The following is a 6,199-nucleotide window of genomic DNA, read 5'->3' as shown; positions in this document are numbered from 1 at the left end:
AATGCATTCCAAATGTGGGAGCGGGCTTGCTCGCGAAGAGGCCGTGAAGGCTGGCAGCTTAATCCCTGAAACAATCAGGTCAAGTACTCAAGTAACGGGCAATCAAGGCAATGCCACTGGCCAGCACCAGCCAGGTCACCAACCGCACAAACGCCTCGCGGGACATGCGCAGGGTCAACCGCCGCCCCGCCCACAGCCCGAGCGCCATGGCCGGCAACAGGCACACCGCCAACATCAACAAGGGTAGCTCGGCATACACGCCCGCGATCAGAAACAGGCTCAGGCGCACCACCGTGCTGCAACTGATCAACGCACTCTGGGTCGCCCGCGCGCCATCCTTGGGCAATCGGCTGTTGAGGTAGATCGCATACAGAAAGCCGCCACTGCCAAACAACGCGCCAAACAGCCCGCCGACAACCCCCATGGGAATCGCCCAGCCGGCTGCCATCTGCGTGGGCTTGGCCTTCACCGCCAGGCTGTAGATCGCATAGGCGCTGATAAACAGCCCCATCAACAGCAGCAATAAATCAGAGTGCAGGTTGAGCAGGAAGATCACCCCAAGGGTGCAGCCAATCGCCATGCACGGCAGTAGCCTGAACAACTCCGGTTTCACCACATCCCGGCGCGATTGCAGAAGGTTGCCGAAGGCCGCGACAAAATCCAGCAGCACCAGCAAGGGGATGATCTTCGACAGCGGCATGAACAGAATCAGGATCGGCCCCGCCACCAATGCGGTACCAAAGCCTGCAATGCCGAACACGATATACGCCAGGGCAATCGCCACGCCGATCACCAGCCAGTCCACACCGCCAAACGACCAATGACTCAACAGCTCGACCGGACTCATGACGTATTCCTTATTAGAGATGGCCATCACTTTAGCCATTGGCAAGCGTTGCGACTAATATCTTCAAAGCCCATCACTCATCTCGAAAAGGCATGACTTGTGATTTCCACCCGGCAATTGCGTTACTTCGTCGAAATCGCCGAGAGCGGCAGCTTCAGCGCAGCGGCCGAGCGGCTGTTTGTGGCGCAATCGGCACTGAGCCGGCAGATCAAGGAGCTGGAAAACCTGCTGCAAACGCCGCTGTTTGAACGCACTGCGCGCCAGCCACGGCTGACGGCTGCGGGCGAGGCTTTTTATCCGCGGGCACGCAACCTGCTGGGCGAACTGCTCAAGGCCAGTGAGATGGCGACGCAAGTGGGCAATGGACAGCTCGGCACGCTGCGGATGAGCCATTCGAGCACGGTGCCGATGAGTGGCCGCCTGCTGCGCGGCATCGGTGCCTGGCTGGAACGATGCCCGGGCGTATCGATGGACATCGCCAAACTGTCCTCCGAAGCCCAGTTGGAAGAAATCGCCGACGGCCGACTGGAGGTCGGGCTGTTGCGCTTACCGGTGTTGCGCCAGCGCGAAGGCGTGCGCATCGTGCCTTTATATAGCGAGCGACTGTTGCTGGCCGTGCCGCCGAACCACCGGTTGGCCGGGCACACATCCGGTATCGATTTGGCGCAACTGAAGAACGAAGCGTTTATCTCGATCCCTCACCCCCAGCGCGGAGGGCTGAGTTACCTGTCAGCCGAGTTGTGCATGCGTGCAGGATTTTTCCCCAAGGCGGCGCGGGTGATGTCGCGCAAGACCACGCAGCTACAGCTGATCCAGGCCGGATTCGGAATCGCCTTGCTGCCGGAGTCGATGCGGGACATTGCGCCGGCCAACATCCATTTTTTACCCCTGGCCGATCCCGATTGCCAAAGCACCGTCGCCCTCGCCTGCCAGCAAACGCCGAGCGCGCTGGTGGAGCAGTTCTGTCAAACCCTGCACGAATGCCTATAAACTGCCGCCCATGATTAAAGATCCCTTTGCCCGTCTGGGCCTGGACCGCGAAGTCCTGACTGTCAGCCAGCTCAACGGCCGCGCGCGGGTGTTGCTGGAAGACGTGTTCACCAATATCTGGGTCGAAGGCGAGATCTCCAACCTCGCCCGCCCGGCCTCCGGCCACGTGTATTTCACCCTCAAGGACAGTGGCGCCCAGGTGCGTTGTGCGCTGTTCCGGCAGAACGCCGCACGGGTGCGCCAGGCGTTGAAAGACGGCCTGGCGGTGAAGGTGCGGGGCAAGGTCTCGCTGTTTGAGGGCCGTGGCGACTATCAGCTGATTCTCGACACGGTGGAGCCGGCCGGTGACGGCGCACTGCGCCTGGCCTTCGACGCGCTGAAGGAAAAACTCAGCGCCGAAGGCCTGTTCAGTGTCGAGCGCAAGGTGCCGCTGCCCGCACACCCACGGCGCATCGGGATTATCAGCTCGCCCACCGGCGCGGTGATTCGCGACATCATCAGCGTGTTCCGCCGCCGGGCACCCAACGTGGAACTGACGTTGATCCCGACAGCCGTACAAGGTCGTGAAGCCGTGGCGCAGATCGTCCGCGCACTGAAGCTGGCCGATGCACGCGGCTTCGACGCGCTGATCCTGGCACGTGGCGGCGGGTCGCTGGAAGACCTCTGGTGCTTCAACGAAGAAGCCGTGGCGCGTGCAGTGGACGCCTGCGTGACGCCCATCGTCAGCGCCGTTGGCCATGAGACCGATGTGTCGATCAGCGACTTTGTCGCCGACGTACGCGCCCCAACGCCTTCCGCCGCTGCCGAGTTGTTGGCGCCGGACTCCAGCCACCTGACTCGCCAGGTAGAGAACCTGCACCGCCGCCTGGTGATGCTGATGCGCAACCGCCTGACCCACGACCGCCTGCGCCTGGAAGGCATGGCTCGTCGCCTGCGTCACCCGGGCGAGCGCCTGCGCCAACAGGCCCAGCGCCTGGATGACCTGGACATGCGCCTGCGGCGTGCCTTCGAGCGCAGCCTCAACACCCGTCGCGAGCGTTTGATCCGCCTGGAAACCCGCCTCGCCGGCCAACACCCCGGCCGCCAACTGGCGCTGTTGCGCCAGCGCCTGGACAGCCTTGCCGAACGCCTGCCCCGTGCCATGCGCGAAGGCCTCAAGGCCCGTCGCCTGCAACTGCAAAGCCAGGTGCAGACGCTGCACGTGGTCAGCCCGCTGGCGACGCTTGGACGCGGCTACAGCATCTTGCTCGACGAACGCGGCCAGGCGATTCGCAACGCCGCGCAAACCCACACCGGCCAGCGCCTGACCGCGCGCCTCGGTGAAGGCCAATTGCAGGTACGGGTGGAAGACAACCACCTGACGCCCGTCACCCTCTCGTTACTGGATTGATTGATGCCACGCTTTTTAAGTTTGTTGATGCTGCTGTGCCTGACCTTTAACGCCCATGCCGACAGCTACATCACCCGGCTGCTGAACAAGCCGGTGCCCGGTGGCGTGGCGGTGGTCGACCTCGGCACTTCGGCCACGGCGCCCAAAGCCACCTACATGAACCGCCCAGTGCTGGTGGTGAAGGAGCAAAACAACTGGCTGGCGATTGTGGGCATCCCGCTGACGGTCAAGCCCGGCACCCAACGCATCACCAGCGGCAGCCAGAACCTGCCGTTTGTCGTGGGCTTCAAGAAATACCCCGAGCAGCACATCACCCTGAAGAACAAGAGCCAGGTGAACCCGGACCCGGCGCAACTCAAGCGCATCGAAGGCGAGCTGGCAGTCCAGCTCAAGGCCTATCGCAGTTTCAGCCCGAACACGCCGAGCAACCTGCTGCTGGACAAGCCGGTGAACGGGCCGCTGTCGAGCAAGTTCGGCGTGCGACGTTTCTTCAATGGCGAGGAGCGGAATCCGCATTCCGGCCTGGACTTTGCCGTGGGCGCCGGCACGCCGATCAAGACCCCGGCAGCGGGCAAGGTGATCCTGACCGGCAACTACTTCTTCAACGGCAACACCGTGTTTGTCGACCATGGCCAGGGCTTTATCAGCATGTTCTGCCATATGTCGAAGATTGATGTGAGCGTGGGCCAGCAACTGGCTCGTGGTGCAGTGGTGGGCAAGGTCGGTTCCACCGGCCGGGCGACCGGGCCGCATATGCATTGGAACATCAGCCTGAACGACGCACGGGTGGATCCGGCGATCTTTATCGGCGCGTTTCAGCCCTGACGCTCAATTGCGCACCCGGCAACGGGTGCGCAAACAAAACAACCTCGCGCACAATTCTCAACCATAAAATCTCGTTTCCCTCAGTAATAGCAGAACTTCTCTCAATTTTTTCCGACTGCTTGCCATCTTTCACCCCGGCGGTTAGGGTTGGACCTATGAAAACCTCTCACACCCTCATTCAGCTCCGCCAGCACCGCAGCCTGTGCCTAGTCAGCGCACGACTGCCAGGCTGAATCGATCTGCCTCGTCTTCTGCTTTATCCCCAATAACAGTTTTACGGCAGGCCGCCTTTTCTCGGCCCCTAGACAAAGGATTTCCCGATGAGCATGCTCAAAGACCCGTCTTCGAAGTACCGCGCGTTCCCGACCATTGATATCCCGGACCGCACCTGGCCTTCGAAAACCATCACCACCGCGCCGATCTGGTGCAGTTCCGACCTGCGCGACGGCAACCAGTCGCTGATCGAACCGATGGACGCGGTGAAAAAGCTGCGTTTCTGGAAGACCCTGGTGGCCGTCGGTGTGAAGGAAATCGAAGCCTCCTTCCCGGCTGCGTCGCAAACCGATTTCGACTTCGTGCGCACCCTGATCGAAGACAATCACATCCCCGAGGACACCACCATCCAGGTGCTGACCCAGGGCCGTGAAGACTTGATCGCACGCACCTTCGAATCCCTGCGCGGGGCGAAGAAAGCCATCGTTCACTTGTACAACGCCACCTCGCCGTCGTTCCGCCGCATCGTGTTCAACCAGGACAAGGATGGCATCAAGGCGATCGCGGTCAACGCGGCCAAGCTGTTCGTCAAATACGCCGCCCAGCAGCCGGAAACCCAGTGGACCTTCGAATACTCGCCAGAGACGTTCAGCGCCACTGAGCTTGAGTTCGCCAAGGAAGTCTGTGACGCGGTGATCGAGGTCTGGAACCCGACGCCTGAGCACAAGGTGATCCTCAACCTGCCAGCCACCGTCGAGTGCGCCACCCCGAACATCTATGCCGACCAGATCGAGTGGTTCGGTCGTCATATCAACCGTCGCGACAGCGTGATCATCAGCCTGCACACCCACAACGACCGTGGCACCGGCGTAGCCGCCACCGAGTTGGGCCTGATGGCCGGCGCCGACCGTGTCGAAGGCTGCCTGTTCGGCAACGGCGAGCGTACCGGTAACGTCGACCTGGTCACCGTGGCCTTGAACATGTACACCCAGGGCCTCGACCCTCAGCTGGACTTCTCCGACATCGACGGTATTCGCAAAGTTGTCGAAGAGTGCAACCAGATCCCGGTGCACCCGCGTCACCCGTACGTCGGCGACCTGGTTCACACCGCCTTCTCCGGCTCCCACCAGGACGCGATCCGCAAGGGCTTCACCCAGCAGAAAGACGACGCCTTGTGGGAAGTGCCGTACTTGCCGATCGACCCGGCCGACATCGGCCGCAGCTACGAGGCGGTGATCCGCGTCAACAGCCAGTCGGGCAAAGGCGGCATCGCCTACCTGCTGGAGCAGGAATACGGCATCAGCTTGCCGCGCCGCATGCAGATCGAGTTCAGCCAGGTGGTACAGGCCGAAACCGACCGCGTGGGCCTGGAGATGACCGCCGCGCAGATCTACAGCTTGTTGCAGCGTGAATACCTGCAAGCCAACATTCCTTACGCGCTGGTCAGCCATCGCTTGCAGGAAGAGAACGGCAACAGCTCGGTGGAAGTTGAAGTCTCCGGCAAGGGCCAGGGCGAAACCAACCTGCGCTGGCACGGCAAAGGCAACGGCGCCCTGGAAGCGCTGGTGGCCGGGCTGCCGATTGGTGTGGAGATCATGGATTACAACGAACACGCGATTGGCGCCGGCACCAATGCCAAGGCGGCGGCCTACATCGAGCTGCGAGTAAACGGTGAGCGTCCGGTGCATGGCGTGGGCATTGATGAAAACATCACCACGGCGAGCTTCAAGGCGGTGTTCAGCGCGCTGAACCGCTCGTTGAGCCAGCTGGAAGCGAAAGCGGCATAAACACTGACCGCTGAAATGCAAAAGGCCCCGGGATGAGAATCCAGGGGCCTTTTTATTGGAATTTGTGGTGATTTTCAGGGCATCTTCGCGAGCAAGCCCGCTCCCACATTTTGACCGCGTTCTTTCAGGTGGCGCAGGTCGAATGTG

At 61.7% G+C, this 6,199-nt stretch carries 5 protein-coding genes; 4 read left to right on the top strand and 1 reads right to left on the bottom strand.

Annotated features, from left to right (window positions below):
- Positions 1 to 79: 79 nt before the first annotated feature.
- Positions 80 to 847, bottom strand: a complete 768-nt coding sequence (locus tag ACW9I6_RS29795; RefSeq protein ID WP_003209649.1) for a sulfite exporter TauE/SafE family protein — start codon at positions 845 to 847, stop codon at positions 80 to 82.
- Positions 848 to 946: 99 nt separating this feature from the next.
- Between ACW9I6_RS29795 and ACW9I6_RS29790 the strand changes: the two genes are divergently transcribed.
- From ACW9I6_RS29790 to leuA, 4 genes are all read left to right on the top strand, one after another.
- Complete coding sequence (locus tag ACW9I6_RS29790; protein ID WP_177020411.1) at positions 947 to 1,837, top strand: LysR family transcriptional regulator; 891 nt, start codon at positions 947 to 949, stop codon at positions 1,835 to 1,837.
- 10 nt (positions 1,838 to 1,847) lie between these two features.
- Complete coding sequence (xseA, locus tag ACW9I6_RS29785; protein WP_177020410.1) at positions 1,848 to 3,227, top strand: exodeoxyribonuclease VII large subunit; 1,380 nt, start codon at positions 1,848 to 1,850, stop codon at positions 3,225 to 3,227.
- 3 nt (positions 3,228 to 3,230) lie between these two features.
- A complete protein-coding gene (locus ACW9I6_RS29780; RefSeq protein ID WP_008438272.1) occupies positions 3,231 to 4,052 on the top strand; it encodes a peptidoglycan DD-metalloendopeptidase family protein in 822 nt (273 codons plus the stop codon).
- A gap of 320 nt (positions 4,053 to 4,372) precedes the next feature.
- Positions 4,373 to 6,052, top strand: a complete 1,680-nt coding sequence (leuA, locus tag ACW9I6_RS29775; protein WP_003209657.1) for a 2-isopropylmalate synthase — start codon at positions 4,373 to 4,375, stop codon at positions 6,050 to 6,052.
- Positions 6,053 to 6,199 lie beyond the last annotated feature (147 nt).

The sequence above is a fragment of the Pseudomonas sp. SDO5522_S412 genome (assembly GCF_054071215.1).
The sequence above is the reverse complement of the archived record's forward strand: the minus strand, read 5'-3'. Positions and strand labels throughout refer to the sequence as shown.